At 65.2% G+C, this 23,264-nt stretch carries 27 protein-coding genes and 1 tRNA gene; 16 read left to right on the forward strand and 12 right to left on the reverse strand.

The window, feature by feature from the left end:
• Positions 1 to 18 precede the first annotated feature (18 nt).
• Together ACFB49_RS23705 and ACFB49_RS23710 are read left to right on the forward strand one after the other, a co-directional pair.
• Positions 19 to 1,389 carry a fibronectin type III domain-containing protein gene (locus ACFB49_RS23705; protein WP_380880094.1) on the forward strand — a complete coding sequence of 457 codons (1,371 nt, stop codon included), beginning with the start codon at positions 19 to 21 and terminating at the stop codon, positions 1,387 to 1,389.
• A gap of 91 nt (positions 1,390 to 1,480) precedes the next feature.
• The gene (locus ACFB49_RS23710; protein ID WP_380874314.1) at positions 1,481 to 2,383 is read left to right on the forward strand and encodes a TauD/TfdA dioxygenase family protein; all 903 of its coding nucleotides are present in this window, start codon (positions 1,481 to 1,483) and stop codon (positions 2,381 to 2,383) included.
• Between the two features lie 3 nt (positions 2,384 to 2,386).
• Here the strand turns inward: ACFB49_RS23710 and ACFB49_RS23715 are convergent, their stop codons facing one another.
• A complete protein-coding gene (locus ACFB49_RS23715; protein ID WP_380874315.1) occupies positions 2,387 to 2,590 on the reverse strand; it encodes a DUF5818 domain-containing protein in 204 nt (67 codons plus the stop codon).
• A gap of 308 nt (positions 2,591 to 2,898) precedes the next feature.
• Here ACFB49_RS23715 and ACFB49_RS23720 point away from each other — a divergent pair, with 308 nt between their 5' ends.
• Entirely contained in the window at positions 2,899 to 3,195 is a 297-nt protein-coding gene (locus ACFB49_RS23720; RefSeq protein ID WP_380874317.1) for a hypothetical protein, read from the forward strand.
• Positions 3,196 to 3,261: 66 nt separating this feature from the next.
• On the opposite strand, the gene ACFB49_RS23725 is transcribed toward ACFB49_RS23720, so the two are convergent.
• The gene (locus ACFB49_RS23725; RefSeq protein ID WP_380874318.1) at positions 3,262 to 3,885 is read right to left on the reverse strand and encodes a PEPxxWA-CTERM sorting domain-containing protein; all 624 of its coding nucleotides are present in this window, start codon (positions 3,883 to 3,885) and stop codon (positions 3,262 to 3,264) included.
• 231 nt (positions 3,886 to 4,116) lie between these two features.
• On the opposite strand from ACFB49_RS23725, the gene ACFB49_RS23730 reads away from it, so the two are divergent.
• Together ACFB49_RS23730 and ACFB49_RS23735 are read left to right on the forward strand one after the other, a co-directional pair.
• A complete protein-coding gene (locus ACFB49_RS23730; RefSeq protein ID WP_380874320.1) occupies positions 4,117 to 4,671 on the forward strand; it encodes a GNAT family N-acetyltransferase in 555 nt (184 codons plus the stop codon).
• Positions 4,659 to 5,195 carry a gamma carbonic anhydrase family protein gene (locus tag ACFB49_RS23735; protein ID WP_380874322.1) on the forward strand — a complete coding sequence of 179 codons (537 nt, stop codon included), beginning with the start codon at positions 4,659 to 4,661 and terminating at the stop codon, positions 5,193 to 5,195. Before ACFB49_RS23730 ends, ACFB49_RS23735 begins: the two co-directional genes overlap by 13 nt.
• On the opposite strand, the gene ACFB49_RS23740 is transcribed toward ACFB49_RS23735, so the two are convergent.
• Positions 5,186 to 5,695: a hypothetical protein gene (locus ACFB49_RS23740; protein WP_380874324.1), complete on the reverse strand. Its 510-nt coding sequence runs from the start codon at positions 5,693 to 5,695 to the stop codon at positions 5,186 to 5,188. The two genes, ACFB49_RS23735 and ACFB49_RS23740, sit on opposite strands and share 10 nt — an antisense overlap.
• An 81-nt stretch (positions 5,696 to 5,776) precedes the next feature.
• Here ACFB49_RS23740 and ACFB49_RS23745 point away from each other — a divergent pair.
• From ACFB49_RS23745 to ACFB49_RS23755, 3 genes are all read left to right on the forward strand, one after another.
• A tRNA-Arg gene (locus ACFB49_RS23745) sits at positions 5,777 to 5,853 on the forward strand.
• A gap of 38 nt (positions 5,854 to 5,891) precedes the next feature.
• Positions 5,892 to 6,053 (forward strand): hypothetical protein, encoded by a 162-nt coding sequence (locus tag ACFB49_RS23750; protein WP_380874326.1) that lies wholly within the window; start codon positions 5,892 to 5,894, stop codon positions 6,051 to 6,053.
• A 52-nt stretch (positions 6,054 to 6,105) separates the two neighbouring features.
• Entirely contained in the window at positions 6,106 to 6,837 is a 732-nt protein-coding gene (locus ACFB49_RS23755) for a hypothetical protein (RefSeq protein WP_380874328.1), read from the forward strand.
• A 75-nt stretch (positions 6,838 to 6,912) separates the two neighbouring features.
• Here the strand turns inward: ACFB49_RS23755 and ACFB49_RS23760 are convergent, their stop codons facing one another.
• Positions 6,913 to 7,260, reverse strand: a complete 348-nt coding sequence (locus ACFB49_RS23760; protein ID WP_380874330.1) for a hypothetical protein — start codon at positions 7,258 to 7,260, stop codon at positions 6,913 to 6,915.
• Positions 7,261 to 7,454: 194 nt separating this feature from the next.
• Here ACFB49_RS23760 and ACFB49_RS23765 point away from each other — a divergent pair, with 194 nt between their 5' ends.
• Both ACFB49_RS23765 and ACFB49_RS23770 read left to right on the forward strand, forming a co-directional pair.
• Positions 7,455 to 7,688 (forward strand): hypothetical protein, encoded by a 234-nt coding sequence (locus ACFB49_RS23765; protein ID WP_380874332.1) that lies wholly within the window; start codon positions 7,455 to 7,457, stop codon positions 7,686 to 7,688.
• Positions 7,689 to 7,711: 23 nt separating this feature from the next.
• The gene (locus ACFB49_RS23770) at positions 7,712 to 8,554 is read left to right on the forward strand and encodes a PhzF family phenazine biosynthesis protein (RefSeq protein ID WP_380874333.1); all 843 of its coding nucleotides are present in this window, start codon (positions 7,712 to 7,714) and stop codon (positions 8,552 to 8,554) included.
• 358 nt (positions 8,555 to 8,912) lie between these two features.
• On the opposite strand, the gene ACFB49_RS23775 is transcribed toward ACFB49_RS23770, so the two are convergent.
• Entirely contained in the window at positions 8,913 to 10,436 is a 1,524-nt protein-coding gene (locus ACFB49_RS23775; protein ID WP_380874335.1) for an amidase, read from the reverse strand.
• A 158-nt stretch (positions 10,437 to 10,594) separates the two neighbouring features.
• Here ACFB49_RS23775 and ACFB49_RS23780 point away from each other — a divergent pair, with 158 nt between their 5' ends.
• Positions 10,595 to 11,560, forward strand: a complete 966-nt coding sequence (locus ACFB49_RS23780; protein ID WP_380874337.1) for a L,D-transpeptidase family protein — start codon at positions 10,595 to 10,597, stop codon at positions 11,558 to 11,560.
• A 3-nt stretch (positions 11,561 to 11,563) separates the two neighbouring features.
• Here the strand turns inward: ACFB49_RS23780 and ACFB49_RS23785 are convergent, their stop codons facing one another.
• The gene (locus tag ACFB49_RS23785) at positions 11,564 to 12,388 is read right to left on the reverse strand and encodes a hypothetical protein (RefSeq protein ID WP_380874338.1); all 825 of its coding nucleotides are present in this window, start codon (positions 12,386 to 12,388) and stop codon (positions 11,564 to 11,566) included.
• A gap of 142 nt (positions 12,389 to 12,530) precedes the next feature.
• Between ACFB49_RS23785 and ACFB49_RS23790 the strand changes: the two genes are divergently transcribed.
• Positions 12,531 to 13,520: a L,D-transpeptidase gene (locus ACFB49_RS23790; protein WP_380874339.1), complete on the forward strand. Its 990-nt coding sequence runs from the start codon at positions 12,531 to 12,533 to the stop codon at positions 13,518 to 13,520.
• 75 nt (positions 13,521 to 13,595) lie between these two features.
• Here ACFB49_RS23790 and ACFB49_RS23795 read toward each other — a convergent pair whose 3' ends face one another.
• The 4 genes from ACFB49_RS23795 to dinB all read right to left on the reverse strand — a co-directional run bounded on the left by ACFB49_RS23795 (position 13,596) and on the right by dinB (position 16,923).
• On the reverse strand, positions 13,596 to 14,189 hold the full coding sequence (locus ACFB49_RS23795; protein WP_380874340.1) for a PEPxxWA-CTERM sorting domain-containing protein: 594 nt from the start codon (positions 14,187 to 14,189) through the stop codon (positions 13,596 to 13,598).
• A gap of 215 nt (positions 14,190 to 14,404) precedes the next feature.
• Entirely contained in the window at positions 14,405 to 15,052 is a 648-nt protein-coding gene (gene alkB, locus ACFB49_RS23800; protein WP_380874341.1) for a DNA oxidative demethylase AlkB, read from the reverse strand.
• Positions 15,042 to 15,761: a 2OG-Fe(II) oxygenase gene (locus tag ACFB49_RS23805; RefSeq protein WP_380874342.1), complete on the reverse strand. Its 720-nt coding sequence runs from the start codon at positions 15,759 to 15,761 to the stop codon at positions 15,042 to 15,044. Before ACFB49_RS23805 ends, alkB begins: the two co-directional genes overlap by 11 nt.
• Positions 15,762 to 15,816: 55 nt before the next feature.
• Positions 15,817 to 16,923, reverse strand: a complete 1,107-nt coding sequence (gene dinB / locus ACFB49_RS23810) for a DNA polymerase IV (RefSeq protein WP_380874343.1) — start codon at positions 16,921 to 16,923, stop codon at positions 15,817 to 15,819.
• A 200-nt stretch (positions 16,924 to 17,123) separates the two neighbouring features.
• Here dinB and ACFB49_RS23815 point away from each other — a divergent pair, with 200 nt between their 5' ends.
• Together ACFB49_RS23815 and ACFB49_RS23820 are read left to right on the forward strand one after the other, a co-directional pair.
• Positions 17,124 to 17,528: a DUF805 domain-containing protein gene (locus ACFB49_RS23815; RefSeq protein WP_380874344.1), complete on the forward strand. Its 405-nt coding sequence runs from the start codon at positions 17,124 to 17,126 to the stop codon at positions 17,526 to 17,528.
• Positions 17,529 to 17,539: 11 nt separating this feature from the next.
• On the forward strand, positions 17,540 to 18,682 hold the full coding sequence (locus ACFB49_RS23820) for a sterol desaturase family protein (protein ID WP_380874345.1): 1,143 nt from the start codon (positions 17,540 to 17,542) through the stop codon (positions 18,680 to 18,682).
• A 423-nt stretch (positions 18,683 to 19,105) separates the two neighbouring features.
• Here ACFB49_RS23820 and ACFB49_RS23825 read toward each other — a convergent pair whose 3' ends face one another.
• Positions 19,106 to 19,972: a LysR family transcriptional regulator gene (locus ACFB49_RS23825; protein ID WP_380874346.1), complete on the reverse strand. Its 867-nt coding sequence runs from the start codon at positions 19,970 to 19,972 to the stop codon at positions 19,106 to 19,108.
• Positions 19,973 to 20,098: 126 nt separating this feature from the next.
• Between ACFB49_RS23825 and ACFB49_RS23830 the strand changes: the two genes are divergently transcribed.
• Together ACFB49_RS23830 and ACFB49_RS23835 are read left to right on the forward strand one after the other, a co-directional pair.
• Complete coding sequence (locus ACFB49_RS23830; protein WP_380880096.1) at positions 20,099 to 21,214, forward strand: acyl-CoA dehydrogenase family protein; 1,116 nt, start codon at positions 20,099 to 20,101, stop codon at positions 21,212 to 21,214.
• Positions 21,211 to 22,812: a carboxyl transferase domain-containing protein gene (locus ACFB49_RS23835; RefSeq protein WP_380874348.1), complete on the forward strand. Its 1,602-nt coding sequence runs from the start codon at positions 21,211 to 21,213 to the stop codon at positions 22,810 to 22,812. Before ACFB49_RS23830 ends, ACFB49_RS23835 begins: the two co-directional genes overlap by 4 nt.
• Positions 22,813 to 22,826: 14 nt before the next feature.
• Here ACFB49_RS23835 and ACFB49_RS23840 read toward each other — a convergent pair whose 3' ends face one another.
• Positions 22,827 to 23,222: an endonuclease domain-containing protein gene (locus ACFB49_RS23840; protein ID WP_380874349.1), complete on the reverse strand. Its 396-nt coding sequence runs from the start codon at positions 23,220 to 23,222 to the stop codon at positions 22,827 to 22,829.
• Positions 23,223 to 23,264 lie beyond the last annotated feature (42 nt).

The raw sequence follows: 23,264 nt of genomic DNA on the forward strand, positions 1-23,264 counted from the left end.
ACGCTCCTTCTGGCCGGCATGGTATCGACCATGCCGGCGCCTGCCGAGGTGCCGGCTGCGGCGGTGCCGCGCTCACCGGGGCTGCCTTATGCGCCGCGCACCCTGCCGGATCGCATCGTGCTGACCGCCGGTGCCGATCCGTCGCGGGAAATGGCGGTCGCCTTTCGCACCGACATGGCCCAGCTCGATGCCCAGGCGCAGATCGCGGTGGCGGTGGACGGCCCAACCCTGGAGGAAAAGGCGAGGATCGTCGCTGGCACCAGCCGCGAGATCACCAGCGCCAACGGCCCGGCGCGTTACCATCAGGTCCGTTTCTCAGGCCTCCAGCCGGACACCGCCTATGCCTATCGTGTGAAGGGAAGTGCGGGCTGGAGCGAGTGGCTGCAATTCCGCACCGCCGCGGCTGCGGCCAAACCATTCCGCTTCCTCTATCTGGGCGACACCCAGAACGGCATTCTCACCTATGCGTCGCGCGTCATCCGCCAGGCCTTCCACGCCAATGGCGGGATAGAGCTGGTCGTCCATGCCGGCGATCTCGTCGCCCAGCGAGACGATCTCGACCATGATGACGAATGGGGCGAATGGACCCAGGCGGGCGGCTTCAATTATGCGATGGTCCCGCAGCTCCCGGCCACCGGCAACCATGAATATGTGGACCTGATCAAGCCCGACGGCAGCGAGAGCCGCAAGCTCGGGCCCTATTGGCCCCTGCAGTTCGCGCTTCCTGCCAATGGCGCGGACCCGGTCAAGGCGACAACCTATTTCGTCGACTATCAGGGCGTCCGTTTCATCATCCTCGATGGCACGGCAGCGCTCGATTTGGGCGCGCTCAATGCCCAGACCCGCTGGCTCGATGCGACGCTTGCGGCCAGCACGGCGCGCTGGAATGTGGTGCTGTTCCACCAGCCGATCTTCACCTGCGCGCGGCCCAATGACACCGCGGAGCTGAAGGCCGCGTGGAAGCCGGTCTTCGAACGGCGCAAGGTCGATCTCGTCCTGCAAGGCCATGACCATTGCTACAGCCGGTTGACCGCGGAGGCGGGGCGCGATGCTGCACGTGTTGCGCACTCGGCCGGCGTTGCCCAGGGGCCGGTCTATCTCGTCTCGGTGACGGGATCGAAGATGTACGCGCTCAACGATCGCGCCGGCACCCAGCCCGACAAGGTGGCCGAAGCGACCGAGCTTTATCAGGTGGTCGATGTCGAAGATGCCCGGCTGCGGTTCCGCACCTATACGGCGAGCGGTCGTCTCTATGACGGCTTCGATCTCGAACGCGGGGCCGACGGCAATAACCGCCTGAAGGAACTCGATGAGCCGATGATCCCGTTGCGTCGATGCGAGGGCGCCGTGGGGCCGGACGGCGGAGTCTGCGTCAGCCGAGCAAAATAGAACGGAGCGCCTCCGCCCCATCCAAATGGACCGGCGCTTTCGATTGCGAGCATGTCATACTCCCTCGAAACATTGCTGAGAGGATGAGGACATGCTCCGCACGAAGGCGTTGCCGAATATCGGCCAGGAGGTGCTGGGGCTCGATCTGAACGAGGACGTGGATGAGGCGACGACGCGTCAGTTGCTCGCAATCTGGCGGGAAGCAGGCGTCGTCCTGTTCCGGGGCGTCGGCACATCGCCGGAAACGCTGCTGAAACTCAGCCGCTGTTTCGGCGAGCTTGAGCCGCATCCGATCGAAAGCCTCCGTCTCCCCGGCCATCCCGAGCTGATCCTGCTCACCAACAAGGGCGGCCTGCGCGGCCCGGTTTATGCGTTTGACGGCGTGCCGACCTATGGCCGCATCCCCTGGCACACCGATCTCGCCTTTCAGGAGGTGCCGAATGCCGGCGCGCTTCTCAACATGGTGCACAAGGCCGAAGTGGGCGGCAGCACCGCCTGGCTGGATACGGCGCGCGCCTATCAGGCGCTCGACGACGGGCTGAAGCGGCGCCTGGGAGGTGTCGAGGCGCGGTTCGAATTCTGCTCGGATCTCGCCAGAATGAAGTTCGCCAATCCGGGCGGCACCCGCGTCGGCGATTCAAAGGCGAACTTCCCCGATTATCCGCCGCTCGCGCGTCCGATCGTGTGGCAGCATCCGGTGACGCAGGTCGCCATCATGAACATCTGCCCGCTCAATATTCAGGGCATCGTCGGGATGGACGAGGCCCAGGGCAACGAGCTCATCGAGGCGCTGATCGAAGCCGTGATCCAGCCGCAATTCATCTATGAGCATGCCTGGCAGGAAGGCGACGTCATCCTGTGGGACAATTACCGCATGATGCACAGTGCGATGGGACATCCCGTCGATGTCATCCGCGTCGTCCATCGCACGACATTGCGCGGCCATGCCCAGGCTGGCCGCATTCTCGACGTTGCGGGGCGCGACGCGGCCTGAGCCTCAGGCTGAAGCGACTCCGTCCACGTCGATCAGGTCGTCGGCAACCACGACGCCGCGCACCCGAACCCGCTTCTCGACATGCTCGACCGGCACGCGGTGCAGATCGAGGCCGATGCGGCCACCCTGGTCGCGGCGAAGCGCGAAGCCGCCGCCCGACCGTATGAGCGTGCCTGTCTCGTCGATGCGGGTGCCAATCGTTTCCATGGTGCCAACCATAAGGCAGGCGCGCCGATTCGCCGAGACGAAGGGAGGGCAAATGGAGGTTAACGGGCCAAAATCGAGGTTGCGGCAAATGATGCGCCGCGAAATATGACGACGCTCCGCCATGCCTCGCCGTTCCGATCCGGGATATCACCTGATTCAGGCGCATATTTCGCCATTATGGCGTCGCCAACGCTTCAGAAGACGCAGTTGCCTTTGTCGCAAGGTGTGAGGTTTGCCACAGATAAAGGGCTTGCCCCAAGCTAAGCCATTGGTCTGCCCGCTTGGGGCTGGCGCATGTGGGGTGTGCCATGGAGCAAGCCTGCGAAGCCAATGTCGATCGCGTCGCCCGCACCATGGCAGCGAGCGCGGGTATCGATTGGGACAGCCTGAACGACCATCCCGGCTATGCCCGCAATTATTGGCGGGAGCGCGCCCGCGCGGTTAGCGCCACCGTCCGGAGTGAACAGGCGGCGTTGATCGATGCTGACGTTGGCCCTGCTGCATCGCGCTTGCGTCAATTGCTCGACCGGCGCGCCTTCGATCGCTGCGGTCCGCTTGCTGCCGGCGACATCCGTCTCGTCCTCGACGCGCTTGGTTGGGCGTGAAAGCAAAACCGCCGGCCACCTTGCGGTAGCCGGCGGTCTTGTGCGCTGAAGTCAGCTGAGCGCGGATCAGGCGATCTGCGCAGTCGCCTCGCGGCGGCGGCTGCGCAGCCCCGCACCCACCAGGCCGAAGCCCGCGAGCATCATCGCCCAGGTGGCGGGTTCCGGAACCGGCGTCACGGCCAGGTTATCGACTTCGAACGAGTTCGAGCTCGACGAGAGGCGCAGGCCGACGATCGTCTGGCCGGCGTCGGCGGTCACGAGAATGCGGCCGTTCGAGTTCGGGCTGTGCTGATCGCCATTGGCGTCGCCACCGAAGATGTCGTCGCCGCTGATGTCCTGGCTGGTGCCATCGGCGAACAGCAGGGTCAGCGTGTTGTAGCTGTCGAGCGAGCCGACATCGAGACCGAACGAAGCCGCCTGGCCAAGGCTGATATCAGCGTGGCCGCCGCCGAGGATCGACAGATAGCGGGTGGCATCGCCCGGATCGGGCTGCGCGCCCTCGCCCGAGGAGCCCGTCAGGAACTTGAAGTTGTTGCCCGAAACCAGCGCATCGTCGGCACCGTTGAAATCGGCGACGAGGGTCTGGCCCGACTGCACGCCATACTGGCCGTCGGTGAAGATGAAGGTCGCGGCCTGGGCCGAGGTTGCGGCGCCGGAGAGCGCCAGAGCGAGAGCAAGCTTCTTAAACATAACTTCTACGTCCTTTTCCCACGGCGCTGGATCGCCACGTGTCGATCGGCCCCGCCGCTCGTGCCGGCCCTTGCAAGCAGGAGCCGTGCCAATTGGTCAAACTGTCCGGAATCCGCTCTATTTAGTGATGGTTAACCAAGTCGAGGTTTCACGAGTGTAAATTGTGCCGACTCTTTCGACGGCTTTCACGGCCGGACCTCAGGCTATACGGAAGGCGGCAAGGAGACAGGCATGATCGAGACCGCGCGGTTGATTCTCAAACCCCTGACCGAGGCCGACAAGGACTGGGCGGCCGCCCAATGCGCCGATCCGGAGGTAATGACCTATCTGGGCGGGCCGATGGCGCGCGAACTGAGCGACGAAAAGATCGACAAGATGATCCGGCTGCAGGCCGACCGCGGGTTCAGCTTCTTCGGCCTGTTCAGGAAGGAGGATGACCGGCCGATCGGTCTGTGCGGCCTCAAGCTGTTCGATGCCGAAGGCGCGACGTTGCCGGGTGAACTGGAGGTCGGCTGGCGGATCGACAAGGATTGCTGGGGGCAGGGCTATGCGCGCGAGGCCGCGTCGGCCTCGCTCGATTTCGCGTTCGGGGTGGTCAAGGGCGAACGGGTGATCGCCATCACCAGCCAGCGCAACACCGCCTCCTGGGGGCTGATGGAGCGGCTGGGCATGACGCGCCGGCCCGATCTCGATTTCGACGATCCTCGCTTCGGGCCGGAGGACAATCCCACCATCCTCTACCTAATCGAGGCCAGGGATTGGGAGGTCGGCGCATGGAAGGCGTGACGATCCTGCCGTTCCGCGGCGTTTCGCCGGACATTGCCAGGGCTGGCTTCATCGCGCCCGGCGCGCGGCTGATTGGCGATGTCACTTTGGGGGAGGGGGCCAGCGTCTGGTACAATTGCGTGCTGCGCGGCGATGTCGCCCCGATCAGCGTCGGCGCCCGCACCAATATCCAGGACGGCACCATCGTCCATGTCACGACGAAGCAATATGATACGGTGATCGGCGAGGATTGCCTGATCGGCCACCTCGCCATCGTCCATGGCTGTCGCCTCCACGATCGCGCCTTTGTGGGCCTCGGCGCGATCGTCATGGACGGCTGCGAGATCGAAAGCGATGCGATGCTGGCGGCGGGCGCGATGCTGACGCCGGGCAAGCGCATTCCCTCCGGCCAGATGTGGGCGGGGCGCCCTGCCAAATATGTCCGCGATCTCACCGCCGAACAGCTTGCGGGGCAGCAGGCCGGCGTCGCCAATTATGTCCGGCTCGCCCGCGAACATGCGCAGGCGGTGCAAGGTCAGGGCTGAGTCAGCGCCGCCGTCAGCGCGTTGAACGCGGTGCGCTGCTCATCGTCGAGCGCGGATATCTTCGCCCAGGCATCGGCGAGGGCTGGGGAAGGCGCGCCGCCGGCCGCGACCATCATCTCGTCGAGGCTGGCGAGCGCGGTCGTCACCGGACCCCGCGTCTGATCGAGCCGGCTGAGCGCCTGCTGCGCTGCGACCCATGCCTCGCTGTCGACCGCCTTCCCCGATGCGGAAGATACCGCACGCTTCGCGGCGGCCAGTTCTTCGGTGAAGCGGCCGCGCGCGGATTCGGCCGCGGCAGTCTGCGTCGCGATCTGCGCGTCAGTGGGCGCATTGGCGGCGGGTATCGGCTCGCTTGATTCGGGCGCAGGCTCCTCGATCGACAATTTTTCCACCGGGCGTGGCGCCAGCGAAGGATAGGTTTGCCCCGTCTGGCCGCATCCGGGCAGCATCACGAGCATCAGAAGCGCGGCGTGCAGCGCGGACTTGGAGGTTCGATCCATGCCATGGCTTTAAGGCCGCAAATTATCCGCGGCAACGGGGTTGCGCTGCATCGAAGTCCCGACTAATAGCGCCACTCCAACGCGCCCGTAGCTCAGCTGGATAGAGCATCAGACTACGAATCTGAGGGTCGGACGTTCGAATCGTTCCGGGCGCGCCAACATCCCCCGCCAAGGTCATCCGAGCTGGCGGGGGTTTGTGTTTCTGGCGATGGTGGACGCGGCGGGTGCGGCGATAGCAAATGGACGCTGCCTGACCACCCTTGTTATCCAGCAATATTCTGGTCGATTTTTCGCCATGATCGAAATCAATCCAAAACGGATTCGTCTTTTGTCGAAACGATTCGCAGTAAATGTGTGATTTGCTATTTTCCGTCGAGCTTTGATCCAGTCCTTATTGACGGAGAAGCTTTATGACCGCACTCATAACCACGCTTCATAATTCCAGAAAAGTGGCGACCGTAGACAAGGTTGCGGCATTTTCTGTTGATATTATTGGAATAAGGCTGCTCGTTTCTGCGCTGGGAAGCGTGAATTCGAGTGGATGGTCCAATATCCGCCTCAGCCCCGTTTATTATATCGATCCGCCGGCGGACGGCATCTGGGATTTCGATCTTATCGGCGATCCGCCCGTCGGACCGGTGTTGACGGTAATGCTTCCCGTTGCTGCTTTCGCGACCTATCCCTGCCCCGATTGGGTGAAGGGCGTGAGGATTCACGCGCAAAATGGCTCATTGGAAGATGCCGTCACCAAGAGCGACCCGAAAGCCATCGCTGAGGCGCGTCCCGCTATCGACTTCAGCAGCGCGGGGGGCCGTGCCCTCGTCGAGGAAACTATCGCCGTTTATGACGACAGTTTTCAGCCGATCGGATTCTGCAGCGGCTTTCCGCCTCACATCAAAATGAAGAAGCTTCGCCACGAACTTGTTTTGATCATAGAGGCGCCCGATGAGGCACAGATTCGGCGCTGCCTGAACGAAGCGATCGCGGCGGGCCTGGTTGCCGCCATCGCAGCGGTAATCATGACCGGGGGAGGCGCGCTTGCCGCCGCGATCGCAGCTTTCCAATCTTATCTGAGCCACTGCATCGCCGGATCCACGATCCGCTTCGACAACCGGTCCCACTGGATCGAGTGGTGCACCTGATACGCTGAGGCGCCAAGCAATTGCCGAACGAGTCGCCGGGCCTGATACGCCCGGCGACTTCGCGTCACAGGATGCTTACCGCGGCCGTTCGCCCGGGTTGATGCAATTGTCGCGCAGCTTGCGCGTGCAGGGCGGATAATCCTTGGTCGCAGGCTGCGGGGCGGGGGCCGCTTCGGACATCGGCGCGGCGTTGGGGTTGGCTGGCGGCGGCATGCTGCTTGCCGAAGGAGCCGCATTTTCCGGCGGCATCGTCGTCTCAGCGGGTGCCGGCATAGTCGCATCTGCCGGTGGCATCGTCTGATCGGCAGGGGGCATCGCGCTCTCGGTGGGCGTCTCGGGCGGCATCGTCCCTTCCGGCGGGGTCGTCTGCGCATAAGCGGACGTGCCGATCAGCAGCGACGCCGCGATTATCCAGCTTTTCATTGTCTCTCTCCATGCTGGCTGAACCAGTGGGGAGGGAACGCCCGAAGGCGGCATTGCGCCGCATCGGCTGCGCCATATGGTGCATCGGTCAAGCCGGACGCGAAATAATTACGGTGCGGCAGCTTTCGCACCACGGTCTGTTATCGGCTATGGGCGGGGCCGGGGGCATGAGGGCCGACAAGCAAGGAAAGACCATGGCTACTGATTGGGAAGAACCCGCCACGCTGATCGATCTCGACGGCACCGCGCCGTTCATTGGCAAGCTCGGCGATTGCATCCGCCATTTCGTGGCGTTCAAGCCGCATGCGAAGGCCGATGCGCGCATCCTGCTGACCCGCCCGGTGGCGCGCGAGGGCCGCAAGACGCGCACCTGGGTGCTGAACCCGGACGAGATCGCGGCGTTGGCCGTCGACCTGCCCAAAGCCTGATTGATCCTGTCGGGAGCGCAAGAATGCCGCACCGTTTTCACCTCGTCGACGTGTTCGGCGATGGGCCCTTTTCCGGCAACCCGCTGGCCGTAGTCGCCGATGCGGACGATCTCGATACCGCGACGATGCAGCAGATCACCCGCTGGATGAACCTGTCGGAAACCACCTTCCTGCTGCCGCCGACCAGTGAGGAAGCGGATTATCGCGTGCGCATCTTCACGCTGGAGCGCGAACTGCCCTTTGCCGGCCATCCGACGCTCGGCACCTGCCATGCCTGGCTGGCGTCGGGTGGCGTGCCGCGCCAGCCCGGCCGGATCGTGCAGGAATGCGGCGCCGGGCTCGTGCCGATCCGCCAGGACGAAGCGGGCCTCGCCTTCGCCGCACCGCCGCTGATCCGTAGCGGCGCGGTGGAAGAAGCGCGCGTCGCGGAGATCGCCGCGGTGCTCCGCGTCGAACGGTCGGCGATTGTCGAGGCGCAATGGGTGGACAATGGCCCCGGCTGGATCGCGGTGCTGCTGGAATCGGCCGAAGCGGTGATCGCCGTCGATCCGACCCGGCATCATCCCACCCGGCTCGACATCGGCATCGTCGGCCCGCACCCGGCGGGCAGCCCGGTCGCGTGGGAATTGCGGGCCTTGTTCAGCGACCCCTTTGGCGCGCTGATCGAGGATCCGGTGACGGGCAGCCTCAACGCCTCGGTCGCGCAATGGCTCTTGTCGAGCGGCCGGGCGACCGCGCCCTATGTCGCCGCCCAAGGCACCTGCCTCGGCCGCAAGGGCCGCGTCCGCGTCGAGCGCGGGGAGGGCGATACTGTATGGATCGGCGGTGCGACGCAGGCGCTGGTGACGGGAGTGATGGACTTCTGAACTAGGCCGCGTGGGTAAATTCGGGGGGCGTTTGCAACCCAAGATTTCCGACGAATTTCTGCCTGTCGGGACACGACGACGTTGCGGACATCCCCCCTTTCCGTCACCCCGGACTTGTTCCGGGGTCCACCGCCAGGCTGGGCGAATTCCTAACGGTTCAGGTCTGGGCAGCGTCGCCTGATTCTAGATGCAGCGCCGGCACTCGATCATCAATGCCAGTGCGTGCGTAACGGTGGACCCCGGAACAAGTCCGGGGTGACGAGGGGGGCAGTTTCCCCCGACTTTTCTGTCCTTCAGAAGTCGCTAGACACCTCCCGCAACCCGACGGTCGTTCACCATCAGAATTTGTCCACGCGGCCTAGCCTCGGCGTGGAGCAAACGCCCTCCGCGCAGCCCAGGGCGCCGCCTGTTCCAGCTGCCCCGCCAGGCGGAACAGGGTCGCCTCGTCTCCATAACGGGCGGAGAACATGATACCGATCGGCAGGCCCGTCTTCGACATCGCCAGCGGCACCGACATGCTCGGCTGGCCGGTCTGGTTCTGGAGGCCGCTGAAGGGGATGAACTCGCTCACCGCTTTGAAATAGCTCTGTATGTCGGCCGGCGACATGCCGAGCACGCCCAGCAGCGGCGGCGGGCTGGCGACGGTGGGGGAGAGCAAAAGGTCATAGCCTTGCATGAACTCGGCAACCGCGATCGCGGCCGTCTGCAGATCATTATTGGCGCGGGCATAGTCCACGCCGGTCATCTTCAGGCCCATGTCAAAATAAGCGAGCGTCGCCAGTTCGAGCACGTCCGGCCCCGGCTTGATCCCCGTCAGCGCCGCGCGCGCCTGCAGGTCGGCCGCGACGGATGAGGAGATGATCGCGAAGGACGCCCGCCCGATCGCCGCGGCGTCCAGCTTGGGTGCGGCTTCCTCGACATGATGGCCCAGGCTTTCGCACAGCTTCGCCGCCGCGCGCACCGCTTCCGCCACCTCAGGGTCTACGGCCGTGCCCATCATCGGCGTCAGGTTGAGCGCAATCCGCAGGCGGCCCGGCGCGCGCCGCACCTCTTCCAGATAGGGGCGTTCCGGGCTGGGCGCGCCATAGCGCGATCCGGGTTCCACGCCGTGGGTGGCGTCCAGCAGCGCGGCGCTGTCCCGCACGCTCACCGTCACGGCATGGTGGGTGGACATGCCGCCCCAGCCTTCGGTGCGCGGCGGCCCCATCGGCACGCGGCCGCGGCTGGGCTTCAGGCCGAACAGGCCGCAGCAGGATGCCGGGATGCGAATCGATCCGCCGCCGTCGGTGGCGTGCGCAGCGGGCAGCACGCCGGCCGCCACCGCCGCGGCCGCGCCGCCGCTCGATCCGCCGGCGATATGGTCGGGGTTCCATGGATTGCGGGTAAGGCCGGTCGCCTTGCTCTCGGTGCTCGCGGTCAGGCCGAATTCGGGGGTGGTCGTCTTGCCGAAGATCACCAGGCCCGCGCGCTCGTGCCGGCGCACCAGTTCGGACGTCACCGTCGGCCGGAAGTCCTTGTAAAAACGGCTGCCCTGGCCGGTTAGCTCACCGGCGATATGGGTGTTGAGATCCTTCAGCAGCCAGGGGACGCCGGTGAAGGGCCCGTCGGGAAGGCCCTTGGCAATCGTCGCGCGGCCGCGCTCGTAAAGCTTGAGCGCGAGATAGTTGTAGCGGGGATTGGTCTCCTCCGCGGTTGCGATCGCGGCGTCGAGCAGTTCGTTCGCGCTCACCTTGCGCTTGCGTACCAGTTCGGCCAGCCCCAGCGCGTCATGATCGCGCAGCAATTGCGCCTGGCCCGGCAGCGCCGCAATTCCTGCGCCGCTGGCCGCCACGGCCGTTGCGGCAGCGCCACCGATCATCGCCTCGCGTCGCGACATGGCCATGTCCTCTCCCATTCTGCTTTCGTTTCGATGGGGCAGAAGGCCAGTCCGCCGGCTGCGGGGCAAGCAGATTGCTTTGCTCATTTGAATCGCGGTGTCGCCGCCATGGAACAAACTGCCCGCTCTTGCGATGATTGCACCCGAAACGACGGTGAATCGAGATGATCGGCAGCGATCGGCGCACTGCGATGGCCTGGCTTTGTGGCGGCGCCTTCCTGCTGACGGCAGCGAAGGCGAAGAAGCCGTCCGCGCCGGCCGTCCCGACCTTGGATGACAAGGGCATCGCCCGGCTCAAGCCCGGCCAGTTCCTCTGGAAGGCCGATGCCGCGCGGGAAGGGCCGCTCTTCATCCTGGTCCGCCTCAGTGAGCAGCGCGCTTATGTCTATCGCGACGGCCTGTTGATCGGCGCGTCGACCATTTCGGCGGGACGCGAAGGCTATGAAACGCCGGTCGGCATCTACACGCTGCTGCAGAAGGCGCGGATGCACAATTCCAACCTCTACAGCAACGCGCCGATGCCCTTCATGCAGCGGCTCACCTGGGACGGCATCGCCATCCATTCCGGGCATGTGCCGGGCTATCCCGCCTCGCATGGCTGCATCCGCCTGCCGCCCGCCTTCGCCCGCACGCTTTACGGGATGACGCCGATCGGAATGACGGTGGCTATCGTCGGCGATGTCGCGCCCGTGCCGGAGGTCGTGCCCGATGGCGGCCGCTGGGAGCCCCATCGCGTGGCCGAAGGGCCGATCGCGATCATCGTCGGTGCGCGCGACGGCAAGCTAAGCGTGCTGCGCGGCGGGATCGAGATCGGCCGGACGATGGTGGAGATTCCAGCGCCGATCACCGCCACCTCGGCCTTCCTGCTCCGCACCATCGACGGTGGCGCGCAGATATGGTCACCCATCCCGCTGCCCGGCAGCAATGATGCCCCGGCCGATCGGATGTTCCCCGGCGACGGCGACAGGCTCCGCATCCCCGATGCCTTCCGCACGCGGCTGGGGCCGCTGCTTGCACCGGGCGCGTTGTTCGTGATGTCGGAGACGGCGCTCAAATCGACGGTGATCCTGCCCGAAGCGACGGTGCCGATCCTCGCGCCCGACACGCCGGCCGCCGATTCCCCTCAATGATCTTCACCGGCGAGACGTCTGCCGCACAACCAGCGCGATCGCTGACACCAGCAACCCGCCCACGACCGCGCCCAGCCCGACGCCGAGCAGGATGATCACACCGTCTCCCATGGCTCCGCGCGAAAAGAGCATCGCGGCAACCCCCGTCATTGCCGTGCCCACCACCGCCATCAGCAGGCCGATGCGGATCGCGCGCGTCGGATCGCGGAAGACGAGACCCTCCTTGGGGGGCGGGATGATCCTCTGGAAATGGAAAAAGGTGCGTCGCGCTTCCTCCCGCTGCAGCACGGAAACCGGCACGCGCAGGCACATATGTCGGGTTCCGTAGCGCGATGGATAAGCAATGCGGAACTCGATGCATTCCGGGTCGGCCGGCGGCCCCAGCCAGCCCACGCCGCGTAGTTCCGGCAGGCCGCGTGGCCGCAGCACATGATAGGATCCATCGACGACCAGTTGGCGTTCGCCTACGATCACGTCGACGCCGCGGTCGCGCGGCGCCTTCAGCACCGTGAAGTCGTTTGCCAGTGCGGGATCCTGGCTGGTGCGGCGGGCATCATATTTGCGGAACGCTTGCCACGCATCGGCCGATACATGCCAGCGGGCGATGATCTTGCCTCCTGCCATCAGCTTCGCATTGCCGATCGCCAGCAATGTCGCGCGGATCAAGAAGAAGGGGCTGATCACCAGCATTGGCGCGCCGATGGCGAAGCTGAGGGCGGCTTCGGTGCTCGGCCCGCGATAGCTGATGGCATCGCCATGGGCCACGAGCGTCAGGCCCATCGCGAATAGCAGCAACCAGAAAAAGGCTCGTAAAGCTGGCTTGCGCATCTCACGTCCCCCCAGCGGAGCAAGATATCGCATCGATCTATAGGGTTGCCCGGCGCTCCGGTCCATCATCGGCCCGCTTTAACGTGGCGTCCCTGGCCGTTTTCCGTCATGGTCCGGCCACTTGCAGCGGGATGGAGGCGCAATGATGCTGGTCGATCGGCGCGTGATGATGGCCTGGCTGGGCACCGGCATGGCGATGGCGGCAGGATCGGCGCGGGCGATGCAGCCGGTGCTCAACGCGGGCACGGTCGAGGAAGCGGTCGCCAAGCTCAAGCCCGGCGAATTCATCTGGGCGCCCGATGTCGCGCCGGATGGGCCGGTGATGATCATCGTCAGCCTGCAGACGCAGCGCGCCTATGTCTATCGCAACGGCGTCATCATCGGCATTTCCACGGTGTCGACCGGCAAGAAGGGGCATGAAACGCCGACCGGCGTCTTCACCATCCTGCAGAAGAACAAGGATCACAAATCCAACCTCTACAACAACGCGCCCATGCCGTTCATGCAGCGGTTGACCTGGGACGGCATCGCGCTGCACGCGGGATCGCTGCCGGGCTACCCCGCATCGCATGGCTGCATCCGGCTGCCGATGGGCTTTGCGCGACCGCTTTATGGCGTCACCGGCCTCGGCCTCACCGTCGTCATCACCAACAATGCCGATGTGCCGCGCGTGGCGCCGACACCGACTGCCCTGCGTGGCGGCGGCACGGCGTCGTTCGTCCCCGATAGCGGCCGGTGGGAGCCGGAACGCGCGCCCGCCGGGCCGGTCTCGATCATCATCAGCGCGGCCGATGCCCGGCTGCTGGTGCTGCGCAACGGCGTGGAAATCGGCCGCACGCCCATCTCCATCGACGGCCCGGTCACGCAGACCGCGGCTTTCACGCTGGGCGCGATCGACGACAAGGGGCTGCATTGGCTGCAACTGCCGCTGCCCGGCCAGTCGATCGCCGCCAATCAGGAATTGCCGGAGGCGGAACGCAAGCGCCTGCACATCCCGGAGGCGTTCCGCGCCCGCGTGCTGACGGTGCTTACGCCCGGCACCACCGTCGTGTTGACCGGCGACAGCCTCAGCACGGGCAGTTCGGGCAAGAAGCTGACGATCATCAAGGGAGAGGAGGGTGCGGGCGAGTAAGGCTCCGCCGCTTAACCCATAGAAAAACCCTGCCGGAAGCGATCCGGCAGGGTTCATCCCGATCTTCGCGATGCTTCAGGCGTGGGCCAGGCGCACCGTCCGCCGCCGCATGGCGCCACCGACCAGGCCGAAGCCGGCGATCATCATCGCCCAGGTCGCGGGTTCCGGCACCGGCGTCGTCACCACCGTCGGCTTGCCGAAGAACACCAGATGCGAAAGATCCTTGCCGCCGAGCTGCGCGGTGCTCCACGAGCCGATGCTCGCGGCCTTGTCCAGCTTGAACAGGACGAAATTATTGCCCGCCTTCACGGCGAAGAAATCCACGTCGAACCCGGTCAGATCCCAGCTACCCTCGGCCTTGCTACCGGCCTTGAACTTGAAGCTGCCGACATCGCCGAACTTGGCATCGTCGGACGAGCCGAGGATGTTGAGCGTGATGTCCGGACCAGCCGAAAGATGGGTGTTGTTGTAGAGGTTATAGGCCTCTTCCGCGCGCTTGAAGCTGTTCGGATTGCCGTTGGGGTTGCTGTTGATATTGCCCTTGAACAGGCAGCCGAACTTGTCGGCAACCGACACGCACTTGCCATCCACGACCGTGGTCGCGGCATAGGCCGGCGCAGCGCCGACAGTGAGAGCCGCGACGGCCGCGGCGAAAAGACCGATTTTCACAGGAATGACCCCCCAACACTCAAACAATTCCATTCGCCCATAGACGCGATGCGGGCGGAAAACCGCATGCTAACGACTCGCAGAAAGTCGCTGTCCCATAGTGGATCGAAAACCATGCTGGTTAAGCATGATGCCGAAGGGCGGCGTCTTTGCGCGATCTGCGGCGACAGTATCCGCCGATCTCCACGACTTATCGCCCGCGCGTTAGACCGAAATCAGCTGCGAAAGACCTTGCGGAAGGTCAGATTGAAGCGCGCCCGTCCCGTCAGCGAATGAATTCCGTCAGCCACCGGATCGACGCCATGAAAGGCGAATCGGGCCGGCCCACCCCACACCACCGCGTCGCCATGCGTCAGGCGGATACGGCGCGGCCGGTCGCCGCGTTTCTGCCCGCCCCACAGGAAGGTTGCGGGCAAGCCGAGCGAGATCGAGACGATCGGTGCCTCCCGATCCTCCTCGTCGCGATCCTGGTGCAGCGACAGGCGGGCGCCCGGTTCATAGCGGTTGATCAGGCAGGCGTCTGGCACGAAGGCCGGGAATCCCGCCGCTTCCGCCGCCCGCGCCGCGATCGTCTTGAACAGGCCGGGCATCGCCGGCCACGCGCGGCTGCTTTCCGGGTCGACGGGGTCATAACGATAGCCGCGCCGATCGCTGACCCAGCCGACACGCCCGCAATTGCTCATTGCCACCGACATCCGCCAGCCGCCGGGGGTGACCAAATGCCGCAGCGGCGCCGCGTCGAGTATGACGCCGATCGCATCCATCAGCGCGGCATCATGGCCGGCTGCGAAGCCGCCCAGCACCACAGCGCCGGGTTCCAGCATCAGGTCGCGCGGGGCGTCGTCGAACAGATCAGGCAGCATCGTGGAAGATGATCCCCAGCATGTGCCGCTGCCCGCTGGTGAGCGTGCTGACGCCATGGCGCATCGCCACGCGATAATCCCCGCGGCTGCCCGTCACGGGACGTTGGTTGACCGCGAACAGGATGGCGTCGCCCTGCCGCACGGGAACCACCTCGACCCGCGATTGCATCCGCGGCCGCTGCTCGGTCAGCACGAACTCGCCGCCGGTGAAATCCTCACCCGGCCGCGATAGCAGGATCGCCGCCTGCAGCGGAAAGACATGCTCGCCATAGAGGTCCTGATGCAGGCAGTTATAGTCGCCGGGGCCATAACGCAGGATCAGCGGGGTAGGGCGCGTCTGGCCGGCGGCGTGGCAGCGTTCGACGAAGGCCGCATGATCGGCGGGAAAGCGGGGGGCGAGCCCCATCCGCTCGTGCCAGCGATTGGCAATGGGCGCGAGGCGGGGGTAGAGCGCGGCGCGCAACCGCGCCACCACATCCGGCAGCGGATAAGCGAAATAGCGATATTCGCCCCGGCCATAGCCGTGTCGCGCCATCACCACCCGGCTGCGGTAAAGCGCCTCGCGATCATAGTCCGCCGCGATCGCCGCGCACTCGTCGGGGCGAAGCAATCCCGGCAGCAACGCCCAGCCGCGCGCATCTAGCGCGTCCGCAACATCGTCCCAGGCCACCGCCTCGATCCGGGCGGTCAAATTCCTATCGTCGGTCATGGCAGTCCTATCGCCCTCGGCACGCCCCGCCGCATCCCGCGCCTTGCGATCAAACTTACAGCACGAAGGCGAGTTGCCCGTGCGCCGGTGCCTCCGCATCCTCGAAGTTCGACAAGGTGACGCCCAGCAGCCGTACCCCCTTGGCCAGCGGAAAGATGCTGCGCACCAGTTCGACGCTCACGCCTTGCAGCATCTCGCGGCTGGCGATCGGATGGCCGAGCGTGCGGCTGCGGGTGATCTGCTGGAAGTCGGCATATTTCACCTTCACCGTCACGGTGCGCGCGCTGCTGTGTGTTCGCTCGCACCAGTCCCACACCTCGTCGGCCTGGGCGCACACGCCTTCCTCCACGGCGGCCGGCGTGGTCAGGTCGTCGAAAAAGGTGGTTTCCGATCCGCTCGATTTGCGCGGCCGGTCGGGCGTCACCGCGCGCTCGTCGATCCCGCGCGAGATCGCGTGATACCAGAGGCCCGATTTGCCGAAGCGCTGCTGCAGCCAGCCGAGATCCTTGGCGCGCAGATCTGCGCCGGTGAAGATGCCCAGCTTGTTGAGCTTCTCCGCGGTGCGTGGGCCGATCCCGTGGAACTTGCCCACCACCAGGGTCGCGATGAAGGATTCACCCTGCGCCGGCGTGATGACGCACTGGCCGTTGGGCTTGTTCTGGTCCGACGCGATCTTGGCGAGGAACTTGTTGTAACTGATCCCCGCCGACGCGGTGAGCCCCGTTTCCGCCAGGATTCGCGCACGGATCGTCTCCGCTGTTGCGGTCGCCGACGCCAGGCCCTGACGATTGGCGGTCACGTCCAGATAGGCTTCGTCGAGCGACAGCGGCTCCACCAGATCGCTATAGTCGGCAAAGATCGCGCGGATCTGCCGCGACACCGCTTTGTAGACGTCGAAGCGCGGCTTCACGAACACCAGTTCCGGGCATTGGCGCGCCGCGGTGATCGACGGCATCGCCGATCGCACGCCGAACCTGCGCGCCTCATAGCTCGCCGCCGCGACCACACCCCGCGCGCTCGATCCGCCCACCGCCACCGGTTGCCCACGCAATTCGGGGCGGTCGCGCTGTTCCACCGACGCATAGAAGGCGTCCATGTCGATATGGATGATCTTTCGCGTCACGTTCGCGGAACCTGGACCATTCCTTCTGTCAGGGAACATCATAGGAACATGCGGTGCTCTCGTCACCCGCCCACTGCATTTTCGTCGACGTAAATTGCATTTTCGTCGCGCGTGCTTCGTTTCGCGCAACCCACGGCCAGCCTCGTCGCGCAGCCGTGGCGCCGTCTCGGCCGCTGCTCCAGCCTGTGCGACGGATGCGGCGATTGCCCATCCCATGGAGAAGAATCAGAGGACGGGTCATGGACTGGATGATTTTGCCGCTGAAGCGGTATGCCGATTTTCGCGGGCGTTCGTGTCGGCGTGAATATTGGATGTTTGCGCTGATGCATTTCGCGATCGGTATGTTGCTCTACGTGCCGATCTTCGGCGCCATGCTGTCCGCAGAGACCAGTGAGCCGCCCGCGATGCTCGGCGTCTGCGTGCCGCTCTTCATCCTCTATGTCCTCGTGATGTTCGTCCCCGCGCTCGCCGTACAGGTTCGCCGTCTCCATGATCTCGACAAATCCGGCTGGATGATGCTGATCGGGTTCGTGCCGCTGGTGGGCGGACTCATCCTGCTCTATTTCATGTGTTCGGCCGGCACCAAGGGTCCGAACCGCTATGGCCCCGAACCTTCGGGTGACGATGCGATCCTGCCGGCCTGACGGGGGAATGAATGGCGGGTTATCTGAAATCGCTGATGCATGATCTGGAAGCGCCGCTCGAAGCGCGGCGTTTCGGCACGGGCTGGTTCGCCGGCTTCTTCGCATTGCTGCTGGCCGTCGCCGGCTTCGGCATGGTGCTTTCGCTGCGCTATCCGGGCTGGCTTTCGACGCCGGAACTGATGGCCGCGAAGGAATGGTCGGGCTTCCGGCCGCTGGTCCACGCCATCATCCTGGGCGCCTATGCGCTCGCTCTCCTCAGCCTGTTGCTGCGGCCGCGCAAGGCGCTGGGCTTTACCGCGCTGGGCATTGCGCTGGCCGCCGGCCTGCTCGGCGGGTCGGGCGCCGAAGCCCGCGAGGTTGAAAGCTGGGGCATCTTCTTCGGCATGGATTTCTTCGTGCTGAATCTGGTGCTGACCGGGCTGATGTTCGCGCCGCTGGAGCGGCTGGCACCCCGCGATCGCGGCCAGCGGCTGTTCCGCCCTGAATGGCGCGAGGATCTGTTCTATTTCCTGATCAGCTCGATGATGGTGCAGGCGCTGACCTTTCTAGCTTTCGCGCCGTCGAAGCTCGTCCTCGCGCATAGCGGCGGCTGGGGCGATGTCCGCGCGCTGATCGGCGGCCAACCGCTGGTGGTCCAGATCATCGAGATCATGCTGCTCACCGATCTCGTCCAATATTGGTTCCACCGCGCCTTCCACCGCGTTCCCTTCCTGTGGAATTTCCACGCCATCCATCATTCGGCGAAGAAGATGGACTGGCTGGCCGGCGCGCGGATGCATTTCTTCGAGATCGCGGCGCTGCGCGGGGTGACGGCGATCCCGATGATGACGCTCGGCTTCTCGCCCGTCGCTCTCCAGATCTATATCGGTCTGGTCTATGTCTATTCGTCGCTGATCCACGCCAATCTGCGCGGCGATTTCGATCGGCTTGGCCACTTCATGGTCACGCCACGCTTCCACCACTGGCACCACGGGCTGGAGAAGGAAGCGGTGGACGTCAATTTCGCGATCCACTTTCCCTTCTGGGACAAATTGTTCGGCACCTTCTTCTACCCCGCCGGCCGCTGGCCGAACGGCTATGGCGTGCCGGAAGAGATCCCGCACGGTTATGCCGCGCAATTCATGCACCCGCTGGGTGGTAAGCGTGTTTCCTAGACCGCGGGGGCAAATTTAGCTGATGAACAACCGTCAGATTTGGGGACGGGCCGATTGACGGCCGAAAGGCAGAAACGGTCGGGGGGAACTGACATCCCTTCTTCGTCACCCCGGAATTGTTCCGGGGTCCACCGCCACGCAAGCGACAGCCGCAGCGGCTCCAGTCCGAACGACACCAGCGGATCATTCCATGACGGATTGTCCCGCTCGATTATCAACGGCGATGTGTGTGGCACAGTGGACCCCGGAACAAGTCCGGGGTGACGAGTGGAGTCTAAGTGCGCGACCGCAAGGTCCGCGTGTCCCGACAGGCAGGACTTTGGCGAAAAATACGGGAAGCTGCCTGTCGGGTTCCGAAAAGACGCCGGTCGGGAATGAGGACGCATTGCCGGATCGTGCCAGAACGGCTTTGGTCGGGGGGCCTTAGGCGCGCGCAACTGCCTCCCGCACCGCCTTCACCGTCGCCGTCTCACTCAGGTCCGCCGCATCGACATGCGCCGCGAACAGCAGCCCGATTTCCCGCACATGATCGAACCCCGCCAGCCGCGCGCGTGCCACGCCCGGTGCGGCGTGGCGGTCGGGCATCACCGTCACCCCCAGGCCGCTCGCCACCAGCGCCAGCGCGCGATCCTCGCTCGTCGTCCGGGCGGCGAAGAAAGGCCGCACGCCGCGCGTGGTGAAATAATGGCTGGTCTCGGCCAGCACTTCGCAGTGGCGGCGCACGATCATCACATTGTCCGCCAGCGCCTCACCCGCGATCACGGCCTCGCCCGCCAGCGGATGCGCTTCCGGTAGCGCCAGCCCATAGCCTTCGCTCCACAGTGGCTCGCGCGCATAGCGATCATTGTCGGGGCGCAGCAGCGTCAGCGCCGCGTCGATCCGCCCGCGCGCCAGCCGGTCGAGCAGATCGCGCTCGCGGCCTTCGACCAGTTCCACCTGCTCGTCGCCGCCCGCTTGCACCGCGACGATCCGGCTAACCATCGCCGTCGGGATCGTTGCCAGCACGCCGAGTCGCACCGTCCGCCTTTTGCCCTGGCCGGCGACCGCTGCTTCCGCGAGGTTGAACTCCGCCTCGATCCGCCTCGCATGGACCGCGAAATGCGCGCCGGCCGGGGTCAATTCCACCCGCCGGTTGGTGCGGTGGAATAGCGGTTTGCCCAATGCCCGCTCCAGTTTCGCGATGCCCACAGAAAGCGTCGGCTGGGAGACATTGCATTGTTCGGCCGCGCGGCTGAAATTGCCATGGTCGATCACGGCGAGGAAATAGCGCAGCAGGTAGCGGTCGATCATAGATGGCATCTATGCCATGCCCCGCGTGATTTCAATTTTACCTAGGGTCAGGCGGCCTGTAGATGGGCCGGCGATAATCGAAGGAGAGGGCCGTTGGCCGAGAATCTGGATTTCGCGCTGGGTGAGATGGCGGACGCGATCCGCGACACCACTGCCCGCTTCGCTGCCGACCGTATTGCCCCGCTCGCTGCGAAGATCGACGCCGAGGACTGGTTTCCCCGCGATCTCTGGCCCGAAATGGGCGCGCTCGGCCTCCACGGCATCACTGTCGAGGAAAAGGATGGCGGCCTCGGCCTCGGCTATCTCGAACATGTCGTCGCGCAGGAGGAGATTGCCCGCGCCTCGGCCTCGATCGGCCTCTCCTACGGCGCGCACTCCAATCTCTGCGTCAACCAGCTTCGCCGCTGGGGCAATGCCGACCAGAAGGCACGCTACCTGCCCCAGCTGATCTCGGGCGAGCATGTCGGCAGCCTCGCAATGTCCGAATCCGGGGCCGGCTCCGACGTCGTCTCGATGAAATTGAAGGCCGAGAAGAAGGGCGATCGCTACGTCCTCAACGGCACGAAGTTCTGGATCACCAACGCCACTTATGCCGACACGCTGGTCGTCTACGCGAAGACTGGGGAGGGCGGCCGCGGCATCACCACCTTCATCATCGAAGCGGGAATGCCCGGCTTTTCGATCGGCCAGAAGATCGACAAGGTCGGCATGCGCGGCTCGCCCACGGCCGAGCTCGTCTTCAACGACTGCGAAGTGCCCGAAGACAATGTAATGGGCCCCGTCGGCGGCGGCGTCGGGGTGCTGATGTCGGGCCTCGATTATGAGCGCACCGTGCTCGCGGGCATCCAGCTTGGCATCATGCAGGCCTGCCTCGATGTCGTGCTGCCCTATGTCCGCGATCGCAAGCAGTTCGGCCAGCCGATCGGCGCCTTCCAGCTCATGCAGGCCAAGGTCGCCGACATGTATGTCGCGCTCAATTCGGCCCGCGCCTATGTCTATGCCGTCGCCCGCGCCTGCGATGCCGGCAAGACGACGCGCTTCGATGCGGCCGGCGCGATCCTGCTCGCTTCGGAGAATGCCGTGAAGGTCGCGTTGGAGGCGGTGCAGGCGCTCGGCGGCGCCGGCTACACCAAGGACTGGCCGGTCGAACGCTTCATGCGTGACGCCAAGCTGCTCGATATCGGCGCCGGCACCAACGAGATCCGCCGGATGCTGATCGGGCGGGAGCTGATCGGAGCATGAGCGCGCCCGTCCTCTCCTCTGCCATCGACACCGGCTCCGAAGCCTTCCGCGCCAACAGCGCGCACAACCGCGCGCTGGCCGATGATCTCCGCACCCGCGTCGCGACGTCGGCACTCGGCGGGTCCGAATCCTCGCGCAGCAAGCACACCGCGCGCGGCAAGCTGCTGCCGCGTGATCGCGTCGAACGGCTGCTCGATCCCGGCTCGCCCTTTCTGGAGATCGGCCAGCTAGCCGCCTGCGATCTCTATCATGGTGAGGTGCCGGGCGCGGGCATGATCGCCGGCATCGGCCGCGTCTCGGGCCGGCAGGTGATGATCGTCTGCAACGATGCGACGGTGAAGGGCGGCACCTATTATCCGATGACGGTGAAGAAGCATCTCCGCGCGCAGGAGATTGCCGAGCAGAACCGCCTGCCGTGCGTCTATCTGGTCGATAGCGGCGGCGCGAACCTGCCGCACCAGGCCGAGGTCTTCCCCGATCGCGAGCATTTCGGGCGTATCTTCTTCAATCAGGCCAATATGTCGGCCAAGGGCATCCCGCAGATCGCCTGCGTGATGGGAAGCTGCACCGCCGGCGGCGCCTATGTGCCCGCCATGTCCGACGAGACGGTGATTGTCCGCAACCAGGGCACCATCTTCCTCGCCGGCCCGCCGCTGGTGAAGGCGGCGACGGGCGAGGTGATCTCGGCCGAGGATCTCGGCGGCGGCGATCTCCATGGCCGCAAGTCAGGCGTGGTCGATCATGTCGCCGAAAATGACGAACATGCGCTGACCATCGTTCGCGACATCGTCTCGACGCTCAACACGACATCGAAGATCGACATCGACGTGACCGAACCGCGCCCGCCGAAATTCGATCCGCAGGAGCTTTACGGCCTGATCCCCAATGATGTGCGCGCACCCTATGACGTGCATGAGGTGATCGCGCGGATCGTCGACGGGTCGGAATTCCACGAGTTCAAGGCGCTCTACGGCCCGTCGCTGGTCTGCGGATTCGCCCGCATCTGGGGGATGCCGGTGGCGATCCTCGCCAATAACGGCGTCCTGTTCTCCGAGAGTGCGGTCAAGGGTGCGCATTTCATCGAGCTTGCCTGCCAGCGCCGCGTGCCCTTGCTGTTCCTCCAGAACATCTCCGGCTTCATGGTCGGCGGCAAATATGAGGCGGAGGGCATCGCCAAGCATGGCGCCAAGCTGGTGACGGCAGTGGCCACCGCGACCGTCCCCAAGATCACCGTGCTGATCGGCGGCAGCTTCGGCGCCGGTAATTACGGCATGTGCGGCCGGGCTTACTCGCCCCGCTTCCTGTTCACCTGGCCCAACAGCCGGATCAGCGTGATGGGCGGCGAGCAAGCGGCGTCGGTGCTGGCAACCGTCCACCGCGATGCCGAGAAATGGACGTCGGAGGAAGCCGAAGCCTTCAAGGCGCCGATCCGCCAGCGCTACGAGGATGAAGGCAACCCCTACCACGCCACCGCACGGCTGTGGGATGACGGCGTGATCGACCCCACCCAGACCCGCGACGTGCTGGGCCTTGCTTTCGCCGCGACGCTCAACGCCCCGATCCCCGAACGCCCGGCGTTCGGCGTGTTTCGGATGTGATGGGGGATGGCCGCCTAAAGATCCTCCCCGAGCTTGTCTCGGGGAGGGGGACCGCCCGGCGCAGCCGGGTGGTGGAGGGGCAATCGCGACTGCGCCGTCGCGACGATAGTTTCCAGCACCGCTGCCAGATCCTTCAAGACTTCCGCCGCCGGAATCCGCAGCGTCGCTATTCCTGCGGCCACCAGCCAGTTGTCGCGTGCCTCGTCGCGTATCGGCCGGGCGCCAAGATTGTGCGCCTCGCCATCAACTTCGATCGCCAGTCGTGCATCGCTACAAAAGAAATCGAGCGCATAAGCCCCGCTGGGATGCTGTCGCCGAAATTTGAGACCGGCAGGCCGTTCGCGGAGTGCCGTCCACAACAGCACCTCCGGCAAGGTCATCTCGCGCCGCAGACGCCGGGCACGCTTCATGCTCTTCGCTTGCCCTCTCGGCGCAATATCCTTCAGCATCGC

The sequence above is a fragment of the Sphingomonas sp. DBB INV C78 genome (assembly GCF_042693015.1).
Taxonomy (GTDB): Bacteria; Pseudomonadota; Alphaproteobacteria; order Sphingomonadales; family Sphingomonadaceae; genus Sphingomonas_E.

Bases quoted from the DNA above. Each gene is read 5' to 3' on its own strand.
- ACFB49_RS23705 (WP_380880094.1), top strand. From the start codon at position 19: ATGGTATCGACCATGCCGGCGCCTGCCGAGGTGCCGGCTGCGGCGGTG.
- ACFB49_RS23710 (WP_380874314.1), top strand. From the start codon at position 1,481: ATGCTCCGCACGAAGGCGTTGCCGAATATCGGCCAGGAGGTGCTGGGG.
- ACFB49_RS23715 (WP_380874315.1), bottom strand. From the start codon at position 2,590: ATGGAAACGATTGGCACCCGCATCGACGAGACAGGCACGCTCATACGG.
- ACFB49_RS23720 (WP_380874317.1), top strand. From the start codon at position 2,899: ATGGAGCAAGCCTGCGAAGCCAATGTCGATCGCGTCGCCCGCACCATG.
- ACFB49_RS23725 (WP_380874318.1), bottom strand. From the start codon at position 3,885: ATGTTTAAGAAGCTTGCTCTCGCTCTGGCGCTCTCCGGCGCCGCAACC.
- ACFB49_RS23730 (WP_380874320.1), top strand. From the start codon at position 4,117: ATGATCGAGACCGCGCGGTTGATTCTCAAACCCCTGACCGAGGCCGAC.
- ACFB49_RS23735 (WP_380874322.1), top strand. From the start codon at position 4,659: ATGGAAGGCGTGACGATCCTGCCGTTCCGCGGCGTTTCGCCGGACATT.
- ACFB49_RS23740 (WP_380874324.1), bottom strand. From the start codon at position 5,695: ATGGATCGAACCTCCAAGTCCGCGCTGCACGCCGCGCTTCTGATGCTC.
- ACFB49_RS23755 (WP_380874328.1), top strand. From the start codon at position 6,106: ATGACCGCACTCATAACCACGCTTCATAATTCCAGAAAAGTGGCGACC.
- ACFB49_RS23760 (WP_380874330.1), bottom strand. From the start codon at position 7,260: ATGAAAAGCTGGATAATCGCGGCGTCGCTGCTGATCGGCACGTCCGCT.
- ACFB49_RS23765 (WP_380874332.1), top strand. From the start codon at position 7,455: ATGGCTACTGATTGGGAAGAACCCGCCACGCTGATCGATCTCGACGGC.
- ACFB49_RS23770 (WP_380874333.1), top strand. From the start codon at position 7,712: ATGCCGCACCGTTTTCACCTCGTCGACGTGTTCGGCGATGGGCCCTTT.
- ACFB49_RS23775 (WP_380874335.1), bottom strand. From the start codon at position 10,436: ATGGCCATGTCGCGACGCGAGGCGATGATCGGTGGCGCTGCCGCAACG.
- ACFB49_RS23780 (WP_380874337.1), top strand. From the start codon at position 10,595: ATGATCGGCAGCGATCGGCGCACTGCGATGGCCTGGCTTTGTGGCGGC.
- ACFB49_RS23785 (WP_380874338.1), bottom strand. From the start codon at position 12,388: ATGCGCAAGCCAGCTTTACGAGCCTTTTTCTGGTTGCTGCTATTCGCG.
- ACFB49_RS23790 (WP_380874339.1), top strand. From the start codon at position 12,531: ATGATGCTGGTCGATCGGCGCGTGATGATGGCCTGGCTGGGCACCGGC.
- alkB (WP_380874341.1), bottom strand. From the start codon at position 15,052: ATGCTGCCTGATCTGTTCGACGACGCCCCGCGCGACCTGATGCTGGAA.
- ACFB49_RS23805 (WP_380874342.1), bottom strand. From the start codon at position 15,761: ATGACCGACGATAGGAATTTGACCGCCCGGATCGAGGCGGTGGCCTGG.
- dinB (WP_380874343.1), bottom strand. From the start codon at position 16,923: ATGTTCCCTGACAGAAGGAATGGTCCAGGTTCCGCGAACGTGACGCGA.
- ACFB49_RS23815 (WP_380874344.1), top strand. From the start codon at position 17,124: ATGGACTGGATGATTTTGCCGCTGAAGCGGTATGCCGATTTTCGCGGG.
- ACFB49_RS23820 (WP_380874345.1), top strand. From the start codon at position 17,540: ATGGCGGGTTATCTGAAATCGCTGATGCATGATCTGGAAGCGCCGCTC.
- ACFB49_RS23825 (WP_380874346.1), bottom strand. From the start codon at position 19,972: ATGATCGACCGCTACCTGCTGCGCTATTTCCTCGCCGTGATCGACCAT.
- ACFB49_RS23830 (WP_380880096.1), top strand. From the start codon at position 20,099: ATGGCGGACGCGATCCGCGACACCACTGCCCGCTTCGCTGCCGACCGT.
- ACFB49_RS23835 (WP_380874348.1), top strand. From the start codon at position 21,211: ATGAGCGCGCCCGTCCTCTCCTCTGCCATCGACACCGGCTCCGAAGCC.
- ACFB49_RS23840 (WP_380874349.1), bottom strand. From the start codon at position 23,222: ATGAAGCGTGCCCGGCGTCTGCGGCGCGAGATGACCTTGCCGGAGGTG.